The organism is Pseudoalteromonas sp. QJM3NY_12 (assembly GCF_056173165.1).
Genome location: NZ_CM149661.1, coordinates 3129821 through 3150863, shown reverse-complemented (window position 1 = coordinate 3150863; position 21043 = coordinate 3129821). Strand labels below are relative to the sequence as shown.

The window sequence follows — 21043 nt, the reverse complement described above, 5'->3', positions numbered from 1 at the left end:
TTCGATGCATTTGAATACACTTTCACCTGCTGCAGGTTCAAAAACTGCTCCAAAACGTGTTGGTCGTGGTATCGGTTCTGGTCTTGGTAAGACTGGTGGCCGTGGTCACAAAGGTCAAAAATCACGTTCTGGCGGTAAAGTACGCGTTGGTTTTGAGGGCGGTCAAATGCCTATGCAACGTCGTCTACCTAAGTTCGGTTTCACTTCTCGCAAATCTTTAGTATCTGCAGAAATTAACCTATACGAAATCGCTAAAGTTGAAGGCGATGTGGTAGACCTAAGCGCGTTACAAGCAGCTGGTCTAGTTAAAAAGAACGTTCAGTTCGTTAAAGTTGTTAAATCTGGCGAAGTTTCACGCGCTGTTACCGTTAAAGGCCTTAAGGCTTCTAAAGGTGCACGCGAAGCTATCGAAGCTGCCGGAGGCAAGGTAGAAGACTAAGGAAGTACTAATGGCTAAACCAGGTCAAGATACACAAAGTGCACAAGGTGGACTTTCGGAATTGAAGCGCCGATTACTCTTCGTATTGGGTGCTATCATAATTTACCGTCTAGGTTCATTTGTGCCGATCCCTGGGATTGACGCCGCTGTACTTGCCGATTTCTTCGAGCAACAAAAGGGCACCATTGTTGAGATGTTCAACATGTTTAGCGGTGGTGCGCTTGAGCGAGCTTCAGTGTTAGCACTGGGTATCATGCCGTATATCTCGGCTTCGATTATTACGCAACTATTAACGCATATGTATCCGCCGTTTATAGAGCTTAAGAAAGAAGGTGAGCAAGGGCGTAAAAAGATAAGCCAGTACACACGCTACGGCACGCTTGTGCTTGCTACTATCCAATCAATCGGTATTGCCACAAGCTTACCGGGCATGATGAACGGGTTAGTTGTTAACCCAGGTATGGGATTCTATTTCACCGCAGTGGTGAGTTTAGTAACCGGTACTATGTTCCTTATGTGGTTGGGCGAACAGATAACAGAACGTGGTATCGGTAACGGTATCTCAGTTCTAATATTTGTTGGTATTGTAGCTAACCTGCCGTCTGCTATTGGTTCGACAGCCGAAATGGCGCGCCAAGGTGATTTGAATGTTTTTGTACTGTTGATGGTTGCGGTTATAGTATTCGCTGTTACTTATCTTGTTGTATTCTTTGAACGTGGACAACGACGTATCGTTGTTAACTACGCCAAACGTCAACAAGGTCGTCAAGTATTTGCTGCTCAAAGCACGCATTTACCTCTGAAAGTAAATATGGCGGGTGTTATTCCACCAATCTTCGCTAGCAGTATAATTCTGTTCCCTGGTACAATTGCAAGCTGGTTCGGCCAGGGTGAAGGTCCGGTTGCTGATGTGCTACAAGCAATTGCTACAACGTTGACTCCAGGTCAGCCTTTGTATGCAATGGTTTTAGCTGCGGCTATCATCTTCTTCTGCTTTTTCTACACAGCGTTGGTTTTTAACCCGCGTGAAACAGCAGACAACCTGAAAAAATCTGGCGCATTTATCCCAGGTATTCGTCCAGGTGAGCAGACATCTAAATACATTGATAAAGTGATGACACGCCTGACATTGGCAGGTGCTTTGTATATAACCTTTATCTGTCTGGTGCCCGAATTCATGACTATGGCATGGCAAACGCCATTCTATTTCGGCGGTACATCAATTTTGATTATCGTTGTTGTAATCATGGACTTTATGGCACAAGTACAGACGCATCTGATGTCACATCAGTATGATTCTGTGCTGAAAAAAGCGAACCTTAAAGGCTACGGTCGATAAGGTCAGTTTACGGAGTTGAGCAATGAAAGTACGTGCTTCCGTTAAGAAAATATGCCGTAACTGTAAAGTTATTAAACGTGCTGGTGTAGTACGCGTAATTTGCAGTGAGCCTAAGCATAAGCAAAGGCAAGGCTAAGTAAACAGTCGTGCAGGCTGAGGTTTCTCGGCCTGTGTTTTTAGTTGTGATTTGGTCTTCGTTTGAGTATCCTTACGGGCTTTTCAAACAGATGATTACCAAATTCAAATATAGGAGATGTGTTAGTGGCCCGTATCGCTGGCATTAACGTCCCTGATCATAAACATGCAGTTATTGGTTTAACAGCTATTTATGGCATAGGTAAGACTCGCTCTAAGGCTATCTTAGAAGCGACTGGTATCGCCGAGACCACAAAAATCGGTGAACTTTCAGACGAAACACTTGACGTATTGCGTGAAGCAGTTGGCAAGTACACTGTAGAAGGTGACCTTCGTCGTGAAGTTACTTTGAATATCAAGCGCCTTATGGACCTTGGTTGTTTCCGTGGCCTACGTCACCGTCGCTCTTTACCACTTCGTGGTCAAAGAACAAAGACTAACGCGCGTACCCGTAAGGGTCCTCGTAAGCCTATTAAGCGATAAGGGGATAGTAAAATGGCTAAGACACCAATTCGTCGTAAAAAGGTTAAAAAGCAAGTTGCTGATGGTATGGCTCATGTTCATGCGTCTTTCAACAACACTATTGTAACGATTACCGACCGTCAAGGTAATGCACTATCATGGGCTACTGCCGGTGGTTCAGGTTTCCGTGGTTCACGTAAATCTACTCCATTCGCTGCTCAGGTTGCTGCAGAGCGTGCAGGTACTGCTGCTCAAGAATACGGTTTAAAAAATCTAGAAGTTTTCATTAAAGGTCCAGGTCCAGGTCGTGAATCTGCTGTACGTGCTTTGAATGCTGCTGGTTACCGTATCACCAACATTACTGACGTGACGCCAATACCACATAATGGTTGTCGTCCACCGAAGAAACGTCGCGTTTAACAATAGGTTAGGAGAAATAACATGGCAAGATATTTGGGCCCTAAGCTCAAGCTGAGTCGTCGTGAAGGTACTGACCTGTTCCTTAAGAGCGGCGTAAGAGCTATCGACTCTAAGTGTAAACTTGAGACTGCACCTGGTCAGCACGGCGCTCGTAAAGGACGCTTATCTGATTACGGTTTACAATTACGTGAAAAGCAAAAAGTACGTCGTATTTACGGTGTATTAGAAAAGCAATTCCGTAACTACTACAAAGAAGCTGCTCGCCTTAAAGGCAACACAGGTGAAAACTTGTTACAGCTTTTAGAGCAACGTTTAGACAATGTTGTATATCGCATGGGTTTTGCTAGCACACGCGCTGAAGCACGTCAGTTAGTAAGCCACAAAGCGATTCTAGTTAATGGTCGTGTTGTGAATATTCCTTCATACGTAATTACTCCAGAAGATACTGTTGTAATTCGTGAGAAGTCTAAAACACAAGCACGTATCATCGCTGCTCTAGAGTTGGCTGAGCAACGTGAAAAGCCGACTTGGGTTGAAGTTGACGGTAAGAAATTGGAAGGTAGCTTCAAGCGCCTACCTGAGCGTTCAGATCTGTCTGCGGACATTAATGAACAACTAATCGTCGAACTTTACTCTAAGTAAAGTTAAGAGTTAAGAGAGGATAAAATGCAGGGTTCTGTTACAGAATTTCTAAAACCAAGGTTAGTCGATATCGACGCTATCAACCCAACGCGTTCTAAAGTAGTTTTAGAACCACTCGAGCGTGGCTTTGGTCACACTTTGGGTAATGCCTTACGCCGTATACTGTTATCATCTATGCCTGGATGTGCAGTAACTGAAGTTGAAATCGACGGTGTATTGCATGAGTACAGCGCGAAAGAAGGCGTACAAGAAGACATCATTGAAATACTACTAAACCTTAAAGGTCTAGCGGTAACGTTAGAAGGCAAAGATGAAGTTTTTCTGACCCTGACTAAATCTGGTGTAGGCCCTGTGACTGCGGCAGATATTCAGCACGATGGCGATGTAACAATTGCTAACCCAGATCATGTTATTTGTAATTTAACAACAAATAACAGCGAGATCAGCATGCGTATTCGTGTTGAGCGTGGTCGTGGTTATGTGCCGGCATCTAGTCGTTTATCCTCTGATGACGATGAGCGTCCAATTGGTCGATTGCTGCTTGATGCATCATTCAGCCCAGTTGAACGTATTGCGTACTCGGTTGAATCAGCCCGTGTTGAGCAACGTACAGATTTAGACAAGTTAATCATTGATATGGAAACAAACGGCACCTTAGATCCTGAAGAAGCGATCCGCCGTGCGTCTACTATCTTAGCTGAGCAATTAGATGCATTCGTAGATTTACGTGATGTAACTGAGCCAGAAGAGAAAGAAGAGAAGCCAGAATTCGATCCTATTCTACTTCGTCCAGTTGATGATCTTGAATTAACAGTACGTTCAGCAAACTGTTTGAAAGCCGAGCAAATTCAATATATCGGTGATTTAGTTCAGCGCACTGAAGTTGAGCTTCTTAAAACGCCTAATCTAGGTAAGAAGTCTCTAACTGAAATAAAAGACGTGCTAGCTTCACGTGGTCTTTCTCTAGGCATGCGCCTAGAAAATTGGCCGCCTGCAAGCCTAGCTGAATAATCTAAATCACTATATTAGTTTAGTTAGAAGGATAGGGTCATGCGCCATCGTAAGAGTGGTCGTCAATTAAACCGTAACAGTAGCCATCGTAAAGCGATGTTCAGCAATATGGCAGGTTCTTTGGTGAAACATGAAATCATCAAAACTACTTTGCCTAAAGCGAAAGAGTTACGCCGTGTAATTGAACCTTTAATCACACTGGCTAAGACTGACAGTGTAGCAAATCGCCGTTTAGCGTTTGCTCGCACGCGTGATAATGAAGTAGTTGGTAAGTTATTCAGTGAAATCGGTCCTCGTAATGCGGATCGTCCAGGTGGTTACACTCGTATTCTTAAGTGTGGCTTCCGTGCTGGTGATAATGCACCAATGGCTTATATTGAACTAGTTGGTCGCCCAGCGGCGAGCGAAGAAGTTCAAGAAGACGCGCAGTCTGCAGAGTAAGTCTTAAAGAGACACCAAAAAGCCGAGCTTATGCTCGGCTTTTTAATATCTAAAATTCACACAAAATGAATAAAGCTTTTAGCTCTATTATTAATAGCAAATTTATTCTCATTCCTTTCATCTAATAAAATAGCCTAACTAGAATCGACGAATCATAATGCGAGCGTTTAGGACTGCTATCTTTCTATTTATAAGTAAAGCTATTTAGATTAATAAATATATGACCATGTAACGACTTTTACAGTTTATAGTTATTAATATAAAAAAGTTCGAAATAGTTGATACCCTCCAATAGCTCATTAACTTTATATAGTAGAGTCCTTGCCTGATGTACTTATTCGCCACTAATCTAAATGGCCATATAAAGCTAAACAATTTGTTTTCTTAGTAATCGCTACAATAACTATGAAAAGATTTTTCCAAAAAATAAGTTTTTACAGCTTTAAAGGCGAAATATGATTAGCTTTAGTTGTCTTTTTAAGCGTTTAGTCTAAATATCCAGCGAACAGTCATTTATTTCAAGTTTTCTGCAAAAAAGGGTTGATCTGTTTTCGGATCTCCCTATAATGCGACCCCACTGAGACGGCAGAACGCAACGCATAGCGAGGCACGAGCTACTCAGTGAGTCGAGTAAAACTTAGTTTTGAAAACTTTCAAGTTTAACAAAATTAAGTGTTGACAAAAAAATAGGAAAGCGTAATATGCGCAGCCCTAGCGAGATAAAGTTTAACGCTTTAATCGCAACGTTCTTTAACAATATAAAGCAATCATCTGTGTGGGCACTCGTACAGATTGAGTTCTAACAGCCAAGCTTAGTTTACTAAGTGAGGCAAACAAATTTAGAGTCTCAATTGAAACTGAGTGACCAACAGCAATAAATTTATTTATTGCAGCACAGTCAATTCAATATCGAAAGATATTAAATAAATTCAGAATTCATTGAGCTGTCGAAAGACATAAAACTTTTTAATTGAAGAGTTTGATCATGGCTCAGATTGAACGCTGGCGGCAGGCCTAACACATGCAAGTCGAGCGGTAACATTTCTAGCTTGCTAGAAGATGACGAGCGGCGGACGGGTGAGTAATGCTTGGGAACATGCCTTGAGGTGGGGGACAACAGTTGGAAACGACTGCTAATACCGCATAATGTCTACGGACCAAAGGGGGCTTCGGCTCTCGCCTTTAGATTGGCCCAAGTGGGATTAGCTAGTTGGTGAGGTAATGGCTCACCAAGGCGACGATCCCTAGCTGGTTTGAGAGGATGATCAGCCACACTGGGACTGAGACACGGCCCAGACTCCTACGGGAGGCAGCAGTGGGGAATATTGCACAATGGGCGCAAGCCTGATGCAGCCATGCCGCGTGTGTGAAGAAGGCCTTCGGGTTGTAAAGCACTTTCAGTCAGGAGGAAAGGTTAGTAGTTAATACCTGCTAGCTGTGACGTTACTGACAGAAGAAGCACCGGCTAACTCCGTGCCAGCAGCCGCGGTAATACGGAGGGTGCGAGCGTTAATCGGAATTACTGGGCGTAAAGCGTACGCAGGCGGTTTGTTAAGCGAGATGTGAAAGCCCCGGGCTCAACCTGGGAACTGCATTTCGAACTGGCAAACTAGAGTGTGATAGAGGGTGGTAGAATTTCAGGTGTAGCGGTGAAATGCGTAGAGATCTGAAGGAATACCGATGGCGAAGGCAGCCACCTGGGTCAACACTGACGCTCATGTACGAAAGCGTGGGGAGCAAACAGGATTAGATACCCTGGTAGTCCACGCCGTAAACGATGTCTACTAGAAGCTCGGAACCTCGGTTCTGTTTTTCAAAGCTAACGCATTAAGTAGACCGCCTGGGGAGTACGGCCGCAAGGTTAAAACTCAAATGAATTGACGGGGGCCCGCACAAGCGGTGGAGCATGTGGTTTAATTCGATGCAACGCGAAGAACCTTACCTACACTTGACATACAGAGAACTTACCAGAGATGGTTCGGTGCCTTCGGGAACTCTGATACAGGTGCTGCATGGCTGTCGTCAGCTCGTGTTGTGAGATGTTGGGTTAAGTCCCGCAACGAGCGCAACCCCTATCCTTAGTTGCTAGCAGGTAATGCTGAGAACTCTAAGGAGACTGCCGGTGATAAACCGGAGGAAGGTGGGGACGACGTCAAGTCATCATGGCCCTTACGTGTAGGGCTACACACGTGCTACAATGGCGCATACAGAGTGCTGCGAACTCGCGAGAGTAAGCGAATCACTTAAAGTGCGTCGTAGTCCGGATTGGAGTCTGCAACTCGACTCCATGAAGTCGGAATCGCTAGTAATCGCGTATCAGAATGACGCGGTGAATACGTTCCCGGGCCTTGTACACACCGCCCGTCACACCATGGGAGTGGGTTGCTCCAGAAGTAGATAGTCTAACCCTCGGGAGGACGTTTACCACGGAGTGATTCATGACTGGGGTGAAGTCGTAACAAGGTAGCCCTAGGGGAACCTGGGGCTGGATCACCTCCTTATACGATTTAGAACTTATTTGTTCGTAGTGTCCACACAGATGATTGTTAGTTAGTTAAGCCTCTGGCTTACTAATTAATATGCTCTTTAAAAATTTGGAAAAGCTGATAATAAAATTCGTATGAATAACATTGTTATTTGTACAGAGTTTTCAAAAGTAAAAAAGAATGATAGCAGTATCATTCAGTGCCATTTAATAAACGTTTTACGTTTGTTGATTGGTATCTACTTTAGTATTCAATATTAACTTCTGGCGAAGTTAAACTGTCACAAAACAAAGACCCGTTTGGGTTGTATGGTTAAGTGACTAAGCGTACACGGTGGATGCCTTGGCAGTTGGAGGCGATGAAGGACGTATTAACTTGCGATAAGCCTAGTCAAGCTAGTAAAAAGCACTTGAGACTAGGATTTCCGAATGGGGAAACCCACCTGCTTGCAGGTATCGTTAACTGAATACATAGGTTAACGAGGCGAACGCGGAGAACTGAAACATCTAAGTACCCGTAGGAAAAGAAATCAACCGAGATTCCGATAGTAGCGGCGAGCGAAATCGGAACAGCCCTTAAGCTTATTATGTGTTAATGGAAGGCTCTGGAAAGTGCCACGATACAGGGTGATAGTCCCGTACATGAAAATGCATTTTAAGTGAAATCGAGTAGGTCGGAGCACGTGAAACTTTGACTGAATATAGGTGGACCATCATCTAAGGCTAAATACTCCCAACTGACCGATAGTGAACCAGTACCGTGAGGGAAAGGCGAAAAGAACCCCTGTGAGGGGAGTGAAATAGAACCTGAAACCGTGTACGTACAAGCAGTAGGAGCCCCTCGAGGGTGACTGCGTACCTTTTGTATAATGGGTCAGCGACTTATATTTTGTAGCGAGGTTAACCGATTAGGGTAGCCGTAGGGAAACCGAGTCTTAACTGGGCGAATAGTTGCAAGGTATAGACCCGAAACCCGGTGATCTAGCCATGGGCAGGTTGAAGATTGAGTAACATCAATTGGAGGACCGAACCCACTAACGTTGAAAAGTTAGGGGATGACCTGTGGTTAGGAGTGAAAGGCTAATCAAACCGGGAGATAGCTGGTTCTCCCCGAAATCTATTTAGGTAGAGCCTCGGACGAATACTTACGGGGGTAGAGCACTGTTAAGGCTAGGGGGTCATCCCGACTTACCAACCCTTTGCAAACTCCGAATACCGTAAAGTAATATCCGGGAGACACACGGCGGGTGCTAACGTCCGTCGTGAAGAGGGAAACAACCCAGACCGCCAGCTAAGGTCCCAAAGTCATAGTTAAGTGGGAAACGATGTGGAAAGGCCCAGACAGCCAGGAGGTTGGCTTAGAAGCAGCCATCCTTTAAAGAAAGCGTAATAGCTCACTGGTCGAGTCGGTCTGCGCGGAAGATGTAACGGGGCTAAACTATGCACCGAAGCTGCGGATTCAGAATTTATTCTGAGTGGTAGGGGAGCGTTCTGTAAGCGGTTGAAGGTGTACCGGGAGGTATGCTGGACGTATCAGAAGTGCGAATGCTGACATGAGTAACGATAATGCGGGTGAAAAACCCGCACGCCGGAAGACCAAGGGTTCCTATCCCATGTTAATCAGGGTAGGGTAAGTCGACCCCTAAGGCGAGGCCGAAAGGCGTAGTCGATGGGAAACGGATTAATATTTCCGTACTTGGTATAATTGCGATGGGGGGACGGAGCAGGCTAAGCAAGCATGGCGATGGTAGTCCATGTGAAAGTGTGTAGGCTAGCGACTTAGGTAAATCCGGGTTGCTGTTAGGCTGAGACACGAGACGAGTCACCACGGTGATGAAGTTGCTGATGCCATACTTCCAGGAAAAGCCTCTAAGCTTCAGATTATACCGAATCGTACCCCAAACCGACACAGGTGGTCAGGTAGAGAATACTAAGGCGCTTGAGAGAACTCGGGTGAAGGAACTAGGCAAAATCGTACCGTAACTTCGGGAGAAGGTACGCTCCGATTGGTGATGAGACTTGCTCTCTAAGCTGATTGGAGCCGCAGTGACCAGGTGGCTGGGACTGTTTATTAAAAACACAGCACTGTGCAAAATCGCAAGATGACGTATACGGTGTGACACCTGCCCGGTGCCGGAAGGTTAATTGATGGGGTTATCTTCGGAGAAGCTCTTGATCGAAGCCCCGGTAAACGGCGGCCGTAACTATAACGGTCCTAAGGTAGCGAAATTCCTTGTCGGGTAAGTTCCGACCTGCACGAATGGTGTAACCATGGCCACGCTGTCTCCACCCGAGACTCAGTGAAATTGAAATCGCAGTGAAGATGCTGTGTACCCGCGGCTAGACGGAAAGACCCCGTGAACCTTTACTACAGCTTGGCACTGAACATTGAACCTACATGTGTAGGATAGGTGGGAGACTTTGAAGCAGAGACGCTAGTTTTTGTGGAGTCGTCCTTGAAATACCACCCTTGTAGTTTTGATGTTCTAACGTTGGCCCCTGAATCGGGGTTACGGACAGTGCCTGGTGGGTAGTTTGACTGGGGCGGTCTCCTCCCAAAGAGTAACGGAGGAGCACGAAGGTTGGCTAAGTACGGTCGGACATCGTACGGTTAGTGTAATGGTAGAAGCCAGCTTAACTGCGAGACAGACACGTCGAGCAGGTACGAAAGTAGGTCATAGTGATCCGGTGGTTCTGAATGGAAGGGCCATCGCTCAACGGATAAAAGGTACTCCGGGGATAACAGGCTGATACCGCCCAAGAGTTCATATCGACGGCGGTGTTTGGCACCTCGATGTCGGCTCATCACATCCTGGGGCTGAAGTCGGTCCCAAGGGTATGGCTGTTCGCCATTTAAAGTGGTACGCGAGCTGGGTTTAGAACGTCGTGAGACAGTTCGGTCCCTATCTGCCGTGGGCGTTTGAGAATTGAGAGGGGTTGCTCCTAGTACGAGAGGACCGGAGTGAACGAACCGCTGGTGTTCGGGTTGTCATGCCAATGGCATTGCCCGGTAGCTACGTTCGGAACTGATAAGCGCTGAAAGCATCTAAGCGCGAAGCAGGCCTCGAGATGAGTTCTCACTAGACTTTTAAAGTCTCTGAAGGGCCGTTGAAGACTACAACGTTGATAGGCAAGATGTGGAAGTGGTGTGAGCCATTAAGCTAACTTGTACTAATTACCCGTGAGGCTTAACCATACAACGCCAAACGCGTTTTATGTGATAGTGAAACAAGCGAAGAAGTTAATAGACTAAAGTAGATTACTGAAGACATTTTATTATCAGAAATTCCAAATTTTAGTAAGCTCGATTAAATCGAACTTACACCAAATTTGCTTGGTGACAATAGCGTTTTGGACCCACCTGACCCCATGCCGAACTCAGTAGTGAAACGAAACAGCGCCGATGATAGTGTAGCATTTGTTATGTGAAAGTAGGTCATTACCAGGCTCCAAATAGTAGAAAGCCCGATTCGAAAGAGTCGGGCTTTTTTACGTCTGAAGAAAAGTGAAAGTATTAGCCGTCAGCTATCAGTTGCACTGCGTTAACCTCAGAGCCAACGCACATCCCATTAAAAACATTAAATGTACCTTTCAATGTGGCTCTCTAGCGCTCTAGGCACTACGATATTCTACTGCGTGGTAGCACACTCACTCCAAAAGCAAGCAAGACTCGAATGACTTGAGCCTTCTTGTGTTCGTAGGAGTTTACCAGTAATAGCTAGTGTTGTTTTATGTGCTCTAACAGGGTAAAGAGTGAGGTATTGGACAGATTCACCCTACAGATTGTTTCATTGCTGATGACAACCCGTAGCTGTACTAATGTAACATAGTTTAATAGCATTTAATTTGAGATATACAAACTAGTAACTGCTACTTTAAAGCTTAATAGGCTTTCGGTGAGCCTTTATTAAGAAATGCACAAAACATAGGGAAACGTTTTAGCTAATAGGTGGCTTATCAGCAATTATTAAAATAACTACGTTGCTGAAGTAAAATAGGTAGGATCAAAAACGCCAACTCAAGGTTGGCGTTTTAATTATCAGGCTAAAGGTGATTATTAAACTTTAGGGCCTGCGTTTTTAATTTCGTCAGATACGTCGTATTTAGCAAAATTTTCTGTGAAATCAGATGCTAGCTTAGCCGCATACTCTGCGTATTTAGCTTTGTCTTCCCAGGTATTGATTGGGTTAAGAAGCTTGCTATCTACGCCCGGCACTGCAACTGGTACGTCTAGGTTTAGCACGTCAATGTGTTGGGTTTCTACACCGGCTAATTTTCCAGATACGATTGCATCCACAACAGCTCGTGTTGTTGGAATATCAAAACGCTTACCAATACCGTAAGGACCACCTGTCCATCCAGTGTTAACTAGGTAAACTTTAGCGCCGAATTCACGTACACGCTTCATTAGAAGCTCTGCGTATACACCTGCAGGACGTGGGAAGAAAGGTGCACCAAAACAGGTTGAGAATGTTGATTCAATATCGCTAGTAGAACCAATTTCTGTAGAGCCTACTTTTGCTGTGTAGCCACTTAGGAAGTGAAATGCTGCAGCTTCTTCTGTTAGTACAGATACCGGCGGTAGTACACCACTCACATCACATGTTAGGAAAACAACAGCCTTAGGCTCACCTGCGCGGTTTTCAACTTTACGTTTTTCAACGTGCTCTAGTGGGTAAGCTGCACGGCTATTTTGAGTTAGGCTGGTATCGTTGAAATCAGGAACACGGTTTTCATCAAGTACCACATTCTCTAAAATTGTACCGAATCGAATAGCGTCCCAGATAACAGGTTCGTTTTTCTGAGAAAGGTCGATACATTTAGCGTAACAACCACCTTCGATATTAAATACACTACCTGGTGCCCAGCCGTGCTCGTCATCACCGATTAAGAAGCGAGTCGGATCTGCTGATAATGTTGTTTTACCTGTACCAGATAAACCAAAGAATAATGCGGTATCGCCTGCTTCACCTACGTTAGCAGAACAGTGCATTGGTAATACACCTTTCGCTGGTAGTAGGAAGTTTTGCACAGAGAACATCGATTTTTTCATTTCACCCGCGTAGCGCATGCCAGCGAGTAACACTTTACGTTGTGCAAAGTTAATAATAACTGTGCCATCGCTATTGGTACCATCGCGCTCTGGATCACATACAAACGAAGGTACGTTCATTACTTGCCACTGAGGAAAGTCGGCTTTGTTGTATGATTGTGGTTCGATGAACATGTTTTTAGCGAAGATATGGTGCCAAGCAGTTTCTGTTGTTACAACCACTGGAAGGTAGTGCTCTGGATCAGCGCCTACTTCAAGGTGAGAGATAAAGTGGTCGTTACTTTGCACATGTGCTTCTACACGTGCCCATAAGGCGTCAAACTTATCTGCATCGAATGGGCGATTTACATTACCCCATTGGATTTCATTTTCAGTACTTGATTCTTGAACAATAAAACGATCTTTTGGAGAACGACCGGTACGACGACCAGTGTTAGCTACAAAAGCACCATTGGCGGCTAAAGTCCCTTCGCCACGGCTGATAGCGTGTTCGACAAGTTCAGCTGCAGTTAGATCGACAAAACGGGTAGCGCTTGAAGTCATGTTTATACCTAAATTGTGTGAGATTGAACGGGATAGCTCTGGGTCTTAGTAACCTTTAAGCTGCAAATATAGTAACAGATGGATTAAGGATATTCGAGCTTATAAACACCGTAAAAACATATAAATTAAGGGAAAAACATGAATAATTTCAATGATACCGGTGTCATGAAAAATGCTCAGCTTGTGATACCGGTGTCATTTTTTGGACATAAAAAAGCCATAAAAAATTATGGCTATTTTATAGTGTGCTTTAAAAAATCTAGATTAGTTAAATATATTTTTTATATCTTGTTCGTTAAACACATAATCTTTTAAACAGTAATGGCAGCTCATTTTAATCTCACCATTTTTTTCGACATCATCCATAAGCGCTTGTTGACCAACATTAACTAAAGCAGTCATCGTTTTTTCGCGATTACAACCACATTTAAATTGAATTGGTTGAGGGTCAAATACGCGTGGGTTATCTTCATGATAAAGGCGCGTTAAAATAGTACTGGCATCAAGCTCTAGTAGTTCTTCATCTTTAATAGTATTACTGAGTGCTTCTAAGTGAGTAAAATCTTCAATCGATTTTTGCTTATCTACAGGTAGTACTTGTAAGAATAGCCCACATGCCTTGGCGCTGCCCTCTTTAGTATCGGTTGCAAACCAAAGGCGTGTTTTTAATTGCTCAGACTGCTCAAAATAGCTTTCTATACATTCACTTAATGTATCATGCTCTAAAGGTACTATACCTTGGTAACGCTCACCTTGAGTTGGAGTAATCGTGATAACCATGTAGCCTTGGCCAATGAGCTCTTTTACCGTTGAGCCAGTTACTTCACGTTGTAATCGCGCAATGCCACGCATATTTTGTTGATCATCACCATTGATCACCGCATATTTTACGGGTCCATCACCTTGTAGTTGAACCGCAATTTCGCCTTCAAACTTTAACGTTGCTGTTAATAAACAGGTTGCAACAAGCAGCTCACCTAATAATGCTTTAACGGGCTCTGGATAATTGTGTTTCGCAATCATTTCATTGTAAGCGTTGTCTATTTGTACGAGTTCGCCACGAACATCGAGGTTGTCAAATAAATAGCGGTGAAGTAAATCTTGTTGCATGAGCGACTATACCTAACTTGATTTCATTTTTAAAAGTTCGCGTCTTTGCTTCTTATCTGGTTTTTTATCCGGATGTGGGGCAAAGAAACTGTTATTTTTGCGTGCAATACTATTTTCTTCACGCTTAGCAATACTAGCATCAGATTCTTGATACATGGACTGTGCAATGGGGGCGCTTTGGCGCTTTTCAAGTATATTTAATACTGTGATAGTTTTTTCGTCAACGCCTTGGGCTAGCTTTATAATTGCGCCAATTTCTACAATTTTACTAGCCTTACTGCGCTGGCCATTATAATGTACTTTGCCGCCTTGTACCATTTCTCGTGCTATTGCACGCGTTTTATAAAATCGAGCCGCCCATAACCATTTGTCCAACCTCACTTTAAGTGCGTCAGCGCTTTCTGAGCTGTCATTGAGTTTAGTTTTCTTTGTCATAAAACATCCCTAGTAAATTTACTACTAGGTAAATTATCACGAAACCGTTACCGCATGTAGCTATTGCTTGATAGCTGATACGATAAATAAATCAATCTGTTTACAAAGTTTAATATTAGCGTGCTTGTTGAATGAAAAATGAAAAGGTACTATGGCTGAGTGATTTCGTTATAAATTAAAATAAGAATACTACCTATGGAACAGCACGTTCAACAATTTAAACATTTATTAAGCCGTTTACCGCACGCGAGATTAAGTGCAATGGTTATGGTTTTAGTTGTTGTTTATATTGCATTTTTATTATCAAAATTGATGTGGTTATTATGGCCGCAGCCAATAACATCGCCGCTTGTTCCTATTAGCCACTCTAGCCAAGCAATGGGCGGTAATAACCAGTCTATAGATTCGATCATTGAGCAATTTTTATTTGGTAAAGTAAATGTAACAAAAAATACCAATACTGCTTCGCAAACTAAAGTTATCAATAATGCCCCTGAAACGCGTCTTAGTATTAACTTAACCGGTATTGTTGCTGTGAGTAATGATGATAAGGCGGGAATGGCTATTATTGAGTCACAAGGTCGCCAGACGAGTTATTTAGTGGAGGATGTGGTGCAAGGTACACGTGCAAAAGTATCGCAAATACTCCCAGATCGTGTGATTTTAGATGTAAGTGGCCGCTTTGAAACCTTAATGCTTGATGGACTCGACTTTACTAAAACAGTATCAATGCCAGTACTCGCTGCACGAGATGAGTCTGAAATGGGACCTTTAGCGCCTTCAGCACAAAGCGATGAACAAATTGATGCCACTGCCAACCTTGAGGTGAAAGAAGCATTAATAGAAACTCGCGAAGAGCTTTTAGAAGAACCTGGTAAGCTATTTGATTATATACGTGTTTCTCAAGCGATGAATGATGGGGAACTTATAGGTTATCGTTTGAGTCCAGGTAAAGAGCCCGAACTATTTAAACAAATGGGATTACAAAATAACGATTTAGCCGTGGCAATTAACGGTTATCAATTAACAGATTTAAAACAGGCAATGGCAGCAATGAATGAGCTGCGAAACAGTACAGATGCAACTATCACAATAGAGCGTGATGGTGAGCAAATAGATGTACTATTTAGTCTGCAATAACTTAGCTTTGGAGTTTTAACATAATGGTTCAGGTGCTACACCTCAAAAAAATTAAAAAAGGGTTAGCTAAGTATGCAGCACTTTTTTTAGCGGCAAGTCTTTCTATGTCGGTTGCTGCTGTTGAATATGCTGCTAACTTTAAGGGCACAGATATTAATGAGTTTATTAATATTGTTGGCAAAAACCTTAATAAAACCATCATTATTGATCCTAACGTGCGTGGCAAAGTAAATGTACGTAGTTATGAATTAATGGATGAGGCGCTTTACTATCAGTTCTTTTTAAATGTTTTAGAAGTTTACGGTTATTCAGCCGTTGAAATGGACAACAACATAATAAAAATAGAAAAAAGCTCAGATGCTAAAAAATCAAACGTGCCATTAATTACTGCTGATAGCCAAGCGCTTGGCGATATGATGATTACACGGGTTGTGCGAGTTAAAAATGTAAGCGTACAAGAGTTAGGCCCTTTAGTTCGCCAATTTAGCGATCAAAAAGACGGTGGTCACGTTGCTAACTTTAACGCGGCCAACGTAATGATGCTAACTGGTCATGCAGCCTCGGTTAACCGCTTAGTAGAAATTATTCGCTCTGTTGATCAAGCGGGTGATAAGCGAGTCGATATCGTTAAGCTCAAGTTTGCAACGGCTGATGATGTTGTCTCAGTAGTTGAAAATATTTATAAAGATAGTGGCAAGGGTAGCGTACCTGAGTTTTTAATTCCTAAAGTTGTAGCTGATGGTCGTACTAATAGTGTGATTGTCAGTGGTGAAGGCCAAGCACGCACACGTGCCATTGAGCTCATTAAACGTTTAGATGGAGAGCTGGAAAGCCAAGGTAATACCAAAGTGTTTTACCTCAATTACGCAAAGGCCGAAGATTTAGTAAAAGTACTCCAAGGTGTGAGCAAATCGCTGGCAGAGGACTCAAAAGGTGGGGCAACCAAAACTCGCAGTAGTAATAAGAATGACACTAGCATTGAAGCTCATCCAGATTCTAATTCATTAGTTATTACCGCTCAGCCAGATACAATGCGTTCACTAGAGTCTGTTATTGCGCGCTTAGATATTCGCCGCGCACAAGTACTAGTGGAAGCCATTATAATTGAAGTAATGGAAGGCGATGGCGTTAACTTTGGTCTGCAATGGATTTCAGAAGAAGGCGGCATGCTGCAATTTAATAATGGTACCACTGTGCCTGTCGGTGCTTTAGCTGTAGCTGCTGAGCAAGCTCGTGACACAACAATAACTAAAACAATTATTGGAACAGAGACGGGTACTCCAACTGAATATGATGAAACTTCAGAGGGTGACTACGGCCCGCTTGCATCATTACTTGGTGGTATTAATGGTTTAGCCATGGGAGTGATTAAAAACGATTGGGGCGCAATCGTACAAGCGGTTTCAACCGATACTAATTCTAATATTCTAGCGACTCCCTCTATTACCACTATGGATAACGAAGAAGCGTCTATTTTAGTTGGCCAAGAAGTGCCAATTATTACTGGCTCGCAAACAGGTAGTAATAATACTAACCCATTCCAGACGGTTGAGCGCCAAGAAGTGGGTATAAAACTTAAAGTGACACCACAAATTAACGATGGTTCTGCAGTGCAATTAACCATTGAGCAAGAAGTTTCTAGTGTAAGTGGTGCAACGGCAGTTGATATTTCAGTCAATAAGCGCGCAATTAAAACAACCGTAATGGCAGATGATGGCGGCATGGTGGTATTAGGCGGCTTGATAGATGAAGATGTACAAGAAAGCGTGTCAAAAGTGCCATTACTAGGCGACATCCCTATTTTAGGGCACTTATTTAAGTCAACTAATACAACAAAGCGTAAGCGTAATCTTATTGTATTTATAAGACCGACCATTATTCGCGATGGCGTTAGTATGAATAAACTTAGCTTTAATAAATATAACTTTATTCGCGGTGAACAATTTAAAAAACGTGAAGATGGTATTAATTTAATGCCAATGTCAGACACACCTATTTTACCTGAGTGGAATGACGAATTGTTGTTACCACCAACGTATGAAGAGCATTTACGCAAACAAAATGCACAAGAGCGTAATGATGACTAATGCGATAGAAGATATTAATCAAGATGTTGTTCATCCAATTACTCATAGTAATGATGAACAGCTTGCTCAAGATGACTTAATTGAACTGCCTGCAAAACGTTTGCCGTTTTCTTATGCCAGACGTGTTGGCGCGTTACTCAGTAAGCATAAAGATAACCAAATTGTGTATTACCGTGGTGAGCTTGATGTTGATGTATTATTAGAAGTGCGTCGTATTGCAGGACATGGCTTTACACTTGAGCAACTAGAAGATGATAAGTTTGAGCTATTACTAGAAGCATCGTATCAACGTGATAGCTCAGAAACTCAGCAAATGATGGAAGATATTGGTAATGAGGTTGATTTATTCTCACTAGCTGATGAGCTCCCTCAAACAGAAGACTTGCTTGCCGGTGACGACGATGCACCTATTATAAAGCTGATTAATGCCATGCTCAGTGAGGCAATTAAAGAAGGCGCCTCTGATATCCACATTGAAACGTTTGAGCAAGAGCTGGTTATTCGTTTTCGGGTGGATGGCGTACTCAAAGAAGTTCTAAAGCCTAATCGTAAACTAGCCTCTTTGTTGGTATCGCGTATTAAAGTAATGGCCAAACTCGATATTGCAGAAAAACGCATACCGCAAGATGGCCGTATTAGTTTACGTATCGCTGGGCGCGCTGTAGATGTGCGTGTGTCGACTATGCCATCGAGCTTTGGTGAGCGAGTGGTACTGCGTTTGCTTGATAAAAACAATGCACGTTTAAACCTAGAAGACTTAGGTATGACAGCTCGAAACCGAGAGCTGTTTGCCGACTTAATTAGCAAGCCGCATGGTATAATCTTAGTAACAGGCCCTACAGGCTCTGGTAAAAGTACCACGCTATATGCAGGTATGAGCCAAATTAACTCGCGGGATCGCAATATTTTAACGGTTGAAGATCCAATTGAGTACGAAATTCCAGGCATTGGCCAAACACAGGTTAATACCAAGGTTGATATGACTTTTGCCCGTGGTCTGCGCGCTATTTTACGTCAAGATCCTGATGTAGTTATGGTCGGTGAAATACGAGATTTAGAAACAGCCCAAATTGGTGTACAAGCATCACTTACTGGCCACTTAGTTATGTCTACGTTACATACTAATACCGCCTCAGGCGCAATCACTCGTATGGAAGATATGGGCGTTGAGCCGTTTTTATTATCGTCTTCATTACTAGGGGTATTATCCCAGCGCTTGGTACGTACTTTATGTAATAGCTGTAAAGAAGGTCACGTTGCAGATGAGCGTGAATGTGAATTACTCGGCGTACCGTTTGACAATGCTCCGACGATTTACCGCGCAGTAGGATGTGAAGAGTGTAACTTTAACGGCTACCGAGGTCGTACTGGTATTCATGAGTTATTAGTTGTCGACGAAACCATTCGTGAAATGATCCACAGCGGTAAAGGTGAGCAAAGCGTAGAGAAATACATTCGTAAGCATAGCCCTAGTATTCGTCAAGATGGCTGCAGCCGTGTGCTTGCAGGTAAAACAACGCTTGAAGAAGTACTGCGCGTAACGCGTGAGGAAGGCTAACTATGGCAGCGTTTGAATACCGCGCATTAGATGGCCGGGGAAAAGAAAAAAAAGGTATTTTAGAAGCCGATACAGCTAAGCAAGTTCGCCAGCTTCTGCGCGATCAAAAGCTTACACCGCTTGAGGTTGTGCCTGCTGCGCAAGATGACAAACAAGTTAAAGGTCAAAAAGTACCTTTACTCGGCTCTTTATTTAAACCAACCATATCAACTGCCGATCTCGCTTTGATCACTCGTCAGCTTGCAACCCTAATTCAGTCTGCCCTACCTGTAGAGGGGGCGGTAATGGCGGTTGCTGAGCAGTGTGAAAAACCACGGCTAAAACGTATGTTGATGTCGGTGCGATCGAAAGTAGTGGAAGGTTATACCCTTGCTGATGGTATGAGTGAATTTCCGCATGTTTTTGACGATTTGTACCGCGCTATGGTGGCGGCAGGTGAAAAGTCAGGTCACTTAGATCAAGTGCTCAACAGACTAGCTGATTATACTGAGCAGCGCCAACACATGCGCAGTCAAATTACGCAGGCTATGGTGTATCCAATTATTTTGGTGGTGTTTGCCATTGGTATTGTTTCGGTATTACTGGGTACTGTGGTACCTAAAATATTAAAGACTTTCGAAAAAACTAAACAAGTTTTACCTTGGACCACCGAGTGGGTTATGGCAGGTAGTCATTTTGTACAAAATTACTGGTTTATAAGTTTACTAGTGATCACCGCGACCGCGGTTGGAATCAAGTATGCGCTTAAAAAACCTAAGGTACGGTTTTGGTGGGATGCAAAAGTATTACATATGCCCGGCATAGGTAAGGTTGCCAGAGGGATTAACACAGCGCGCTTTGCTCGTACTTTAAGTATTTTATCGTCAAGTTCAGTACCGCTACTAGAAGGAATGCGTATTTCTGGTGGGGTATTAGTTAACGAAAAAATCAAACAAGCTGTGGCTGATGCCGCAGAAAGAGTAAGTGAAGGGGCAAGCCTACGTGCTTCACTGCAGCAAACTAAGTTGTTTCCACCAATGATGCTGCATATGATAGCCAGTGGTGAAAAATCTGGTGAACTTGAGCAAATGTTAGAGCGAGCCGCTAACAATCAAGATCGCGAGTTTGAAAGTATGGTCAATGTGTCATTAAAGTTATTAGAACCCGCAATGATTGCCTCTATGGCAGTCATTGTACTGTTTATAGTAATGGCGATTCTGCAGCCTATTATGGCAATGAATAAGGCTGTTGGCCTTTAATTATTTTTATATTAATGATTTATTTAAATCATTTTTGTTTAGTGTTTTTAGAATAACGAGGTAATAACGTGAATAAACAATCAGGTTTTTCTTTATTAGAAGTGATGGTGGTACTGGTTATCATAGGGATGATCATGTCGATTGTGGCACCTAATATTATGGGTCAGCAAGAAGAAGCGGCTATTGATAAAGCGCATTTAGATATTCAGCAGTTAGAAGATGCTATGAGTTTGTACAAGCTTAAAAATAAAAGCTACCCAAGTACAGAGCAAGGTTTAGAGGCATTAGTGACTAAAACTAGTATTGAGCCTATTCCAAAACGCTTCCCAGATGGTGGTTTTATTAGCAAATTACCAGAAGATCCGTGGGGTAAAAATTACCAACTAATTAGTCCAGGAGAGATTGGTAAGTTTGACATTTTTTCTATGGGACCCGATGGCGAACCGGCTACCGATGATGATATTGGTAACTGGGATGAAGATAAGCAGTAATGGGCATTAACTTT

16 protein-coding genes and 3 rRNA genes are annotated in these 21043 nt (G+C 43.2%); 16 read left to right on the top strand and 3 right to left on the bottom strand.

Annotated elements, in window-relative coordinates; translation table 11 throughout:
- Nucleotides 1–4 precede the first annotated feature (4 nt).
- The 11 genes from rplO to rrf all read left to right on the top strand — a co-directional run bounded on the left by rplO (nucleotide 5) and on the right by rrf (nucleotide 10822).
- Nucleotides 5–439: a 50S ribosomal protein L15 gene (rplO, locus tag AC0VZ5_RS14710; RefSeq protein ID WP_008115382.1), complete on the top strand. Its 435-nt coding sequence runs from the start codon at nucleotides 5–7 to the stop codon at nucleotides 437–439.
- Between the two features lie 10 nt (nucleotides 440–449).
- The gene (gene secY / locus AC0VZ5_RS14705; RefSeq protein ID WP_008115380.1) at nucleotides 450–1778 is read left to right on the top strand and encodes a preprotein translocase subunit SecY; all 1329 of its coding nucleotides are present in this window, start codon (nucleotides 450–452) and stop codon (nucleotides 1776–1778) included.
- Nucleotides 1779–1800: 22 nt separating this feature from the next.
- On the top strand, nucleotides 1801–1914 hold the full coding sequence (gene rpmJ / locus AC0VZ5_RS14700; RefSeq protein ID WP_002959476.1) for a 50S ribosomal protein L36: 114 nt from the start codon (nucleotides 1801–1803) through the stop codon (nucleotides 1912–1914).
- A gap of 125 nt (nucleotides 1915–2039) precedes the next feature.
- On the top strand, nucleotides 2040–2396 hold the full coding sequence (gene rpsM / locus AC0VZ5_RS14695; RefSeq protein ID WP_008115377.1) for a 30S ribosomal protein S13: 357 nt from the start codon (nucleotides 2040–2042) through the stop codon (nucleotides 2394–2396).
- A 12-nt stretch (nucleotides 2397–2408) separates the two neighbouring features.
- Nucleotides 2409–2795: a 30S ribosomal protein S11 gene (gene rpsK / locus AC0VZ5_RS14690; protein ID WP_002959471.1), complete on the top strand. Its 387-nt coding sequence runs from the start codon at nucleotides 2409–2411 to the stop codon at nucleotides 2793–2795.
- A 21-nt stretch (nucleotides 2796–2816) separates the two neighbouring features.
- A complete protein-coding gene (gene rpsD / locus AC0VZ5_RS14685; RefSeq protein ID WP_002959461.1) occupies nucleotides 2817–3437 on the top strand; it encodes a 30S ribosomal protein S4 in 621 nt (206 codons plus the stop codon).
- Between the two features lie 24 nt (nucleotides 3438–3461).
- Nucleotides 3462–4448, top strand: a complete 987-nt coding sequence (locus AC0VZ5_RS14680; RefSeq protein WP_008115371.1) for a DNA-directed RNA polymerase subunit alpha — start codon at nucleotides 3462–3464, stop codon at nucleotides 4446–4448.
- A gap of 39 nt (nucleotides 4449–4487) precedes the next feature.
- Nucleotides 4488–4889, top strand: a complete 402-nt coding sequence (gene rplQ, locus AC0VZ5_RS14675) for a 50S ribosomal protein L17 (RefSeq protein WP_008115370.1) — start codon at nucleotides 4488–4490, stop codon at nucleotides 4887–4889.
- A 967-nt stretch (nucleotides 4890–5856) separates the two neighbouring features.
- Nucleotides 5857–7390: ribosomal RNA gene (locus AC0VZ5_RS14670) — 16S ribosomal RNA — on the top strand.
- A 295-nt stretch (nucleotides 7391–7685) separates the two neighbouring features.
- A 23S ribosomal RNA gene (locus tag AC0VZ5_RS14665) occupies nucleotides 7686–10570 on the top strand.
- Nucleotides 10571–10707: 137 nt separating this feature from the next.
- Nucleotides 10708–10822 (top strand): 5S ribosomal RNA (gene rrf, locus AC0VZ5_RS14660).
- The 16S, 23S and 5S rRNA genes sit together here, the layout of an rRNA operon.
- Nucleotides 10823–11431: 609 nt before the next feature.
- On the opposite strand, the gene AC0VZ5_RS14655 is transcribed toward rrf, so the two are convergent.
- The 3 genes from AC0VZ5_RS14655 to hslR all read right to left on the bottom strand — a co-directional run bounded on the left by AC0VZ5_RS14655 (nucleotide 11432) and on the right by hslR (nucleotide 14515).
- Nucleotides 11432–12970, bottom strand: coding sequence for a phosphoenolpyruvate carboxykinase (locus tag AC0VZ5_RS14655; RefSeq protein WP_138608169.1), 1539 nt, complete (start codon nucleotides 12968–12970; stop codon nucleotides 11432–11434).
- 264 nt (nucleotides 12971–13234) lie between these two features.
- Entirely contained in the window at nucleotides 13235–14080 is an 846-nt protein-coding gene (gene hslO / locus AC0VZ5_RS14650) for an Hsp33 family molecular chaperone HslO (protein WP_138608171.1), read from the bottom strand.
- 12 nt (nucleotides 14081–14092) lie between these two features.
- Nucleotides 14093–14515, bottom strand: a complete 423-nt coding sequence (hslR, locus tag AC0VZ5_RS14645; protein WP_138608173.1) for a ribosome-associated heat shock protein Hsp15 — start codon at nucleotides 14513–14515, stop codon at nucleotides 14093–14095.
- 195 nt (nucleotides 14516–14710) lie between these two features.
- Here hslR and gspC point away from each other — a divergent pair, with 195 nt between their 5' ends.
- The 5 genes from gspC (at nucleotide 14711) to gspG (ending at nucleotide 21029) form a co-directional block, all read left to right on the top strand.
- Entirely contained in the window at nucleotides 14711–15655 is a 945-nt protein-coding gene (gene gspC, locus AC0VZ5_RS14640; RefSeq protein ID WP_178956692.1) for a type II secretion system protein GspC, read from the top strand.
- 23 nt (nucleotides 15656–15678) lie between these two features.
- Nucleotides 15679–17742: a type II secretion system secretin GspD gene (gene gspD, locus AC0VZ5_RS14635; RefSeq protein ID WP_198522048.1), complete on the top strand. Its 2064-nt coding sequence runs from the start codon at nucleotides 15679–15681 to the stop codon at nucleotides 17740–17742.
- Nucleotides 17735–19300: a type II secretion system ATPase GspE gene (gene gspE / locus AC0VZ5_RS14630; RefSeq protein WP_232735523.1), complete on the top strand. Its 1566-nt coding sequence runs from the start codon at nucleotides 17735–17737 to the stop codon at nucleotides 19298–19300. Before gspD ends, gspE begins: the two co-directional genes overlap by 8 nt.
- Before the next feature lie 2 nt (nucleotides 19301–19302).
- Nucleotides 19303–20538, top strand: a complete 1236-nt coding sequence (gene gspF, locus AC0VZ5_RS14625; protein ID WP_075169550.1) for a type II secretion system inner membrane protein GspF — start codon at nucleotides 19303–19305, stop codon at nucleotides 20536–20538.
- A 68-nt stretch (nucleotides 20539–20606) separates the two neighbouring features.
- Nucleotides 20607–21029, top strand: coding sequence for a type II secretion system major pseudopilin GspG (gspG, locus tag AC0VZ5_RS14620; RefSeq protein ID WP_178956690.1), 423 nt, complete (start codon nucleotides 20607–20609; stop codon nucleotides 21027–21029).
- The last annotated feature ends 14 nt before the right edge of the window (nucleotides 21030–21043 follow it).

Coding starts and splice junctions, on each gene's coding strand:
- rplO (WP_008115382.1), top strand. CDS start 5: ATGCATTTGAATACACTTTCACCTGCTGCAGGTTCAAAAACTGCTCCA.
- secY (WP_008115380.1), top strand. CDS start 450: ATGGCTAAACCAGGTCAAGATACACAAAGTGCACAAGGTGGACTTTCG.
- rpmJ (WP_002959476.1), top strand. CDS start 1,801: ATGAAAGTACGTGCTTCCGTTAAGAAAATATGCCGTAACTGTAAAGTT.
- rpsK (WP_002959471.1), top strand. CDS start 2,409: ATGGCTAAGACACCAATTCGTCGTAAAAAGGTTAAAAAGCAAGTTGCT.
- rpsD (WP_002959461.1), top strand. CDS start 2,817: ATGGCAAGATATTTGGGCCCTAAGCTCAAGCTGAGTCGTCGTGAAGGT.
- AC0VZ5_RS14680 (WP_008115371.1), top strand. CDS start 3,462: ATGCAGGGTTCTGTTACAGAATTTCTAAAACCAAGGTTAGTCGATATC.
- rplQ (WP_008115370.1), top strand. CDS start 4,488: ATGCGCCATCGTAAGAGTGGTCGTCAATTAAACCGTAACAGTAGCCAT.
- AC0VZ5_RS14655 (WP_138608169.1), bottom strand. CDS start 12,970: ATGACTTCAAGCGCTACCCGTTTTGTCGATCTAACTGCAGCTGAACTT.
- hslO (WP_138608171.1), bottom strand. CDS start 14,080: ATGCAACAAGATTTACTTCACCGCTATTTATTTGACAACCTCGATGTT.
- hslR (WP_138608173.1), bottom strand. CDS start 14,515: ATGACAAAGAAAACTAAACTCAATGACAGCTCAGAAAGCGCTGACGCA.
- gspC (WP_178956692.1), top strand. CDS start 14,711: ATGGAACAGCACGTTCAACAATTTAAACATTTATTAAGCCGTTTACCG.
- gspD (WP_198522048.1), top strand. CDS start 15,679: ATGGTTCAGGTGCTACACCTCAAAAAAATTAAAAAAGGGTTAGCTAAG.
- gspE (WP_232735523.1), top strand. CDS start 17,735: ATGACTAATGCGATAGAAGATATTAATCAAGATGTTGTTCATCCAATT.
- gspF (WP_075169550.1), top strand. CDS start 19,303: ATGGCAGCGTTTGAATACCGCGCATTAGATGGCCGGGGAAAAGAAAAA.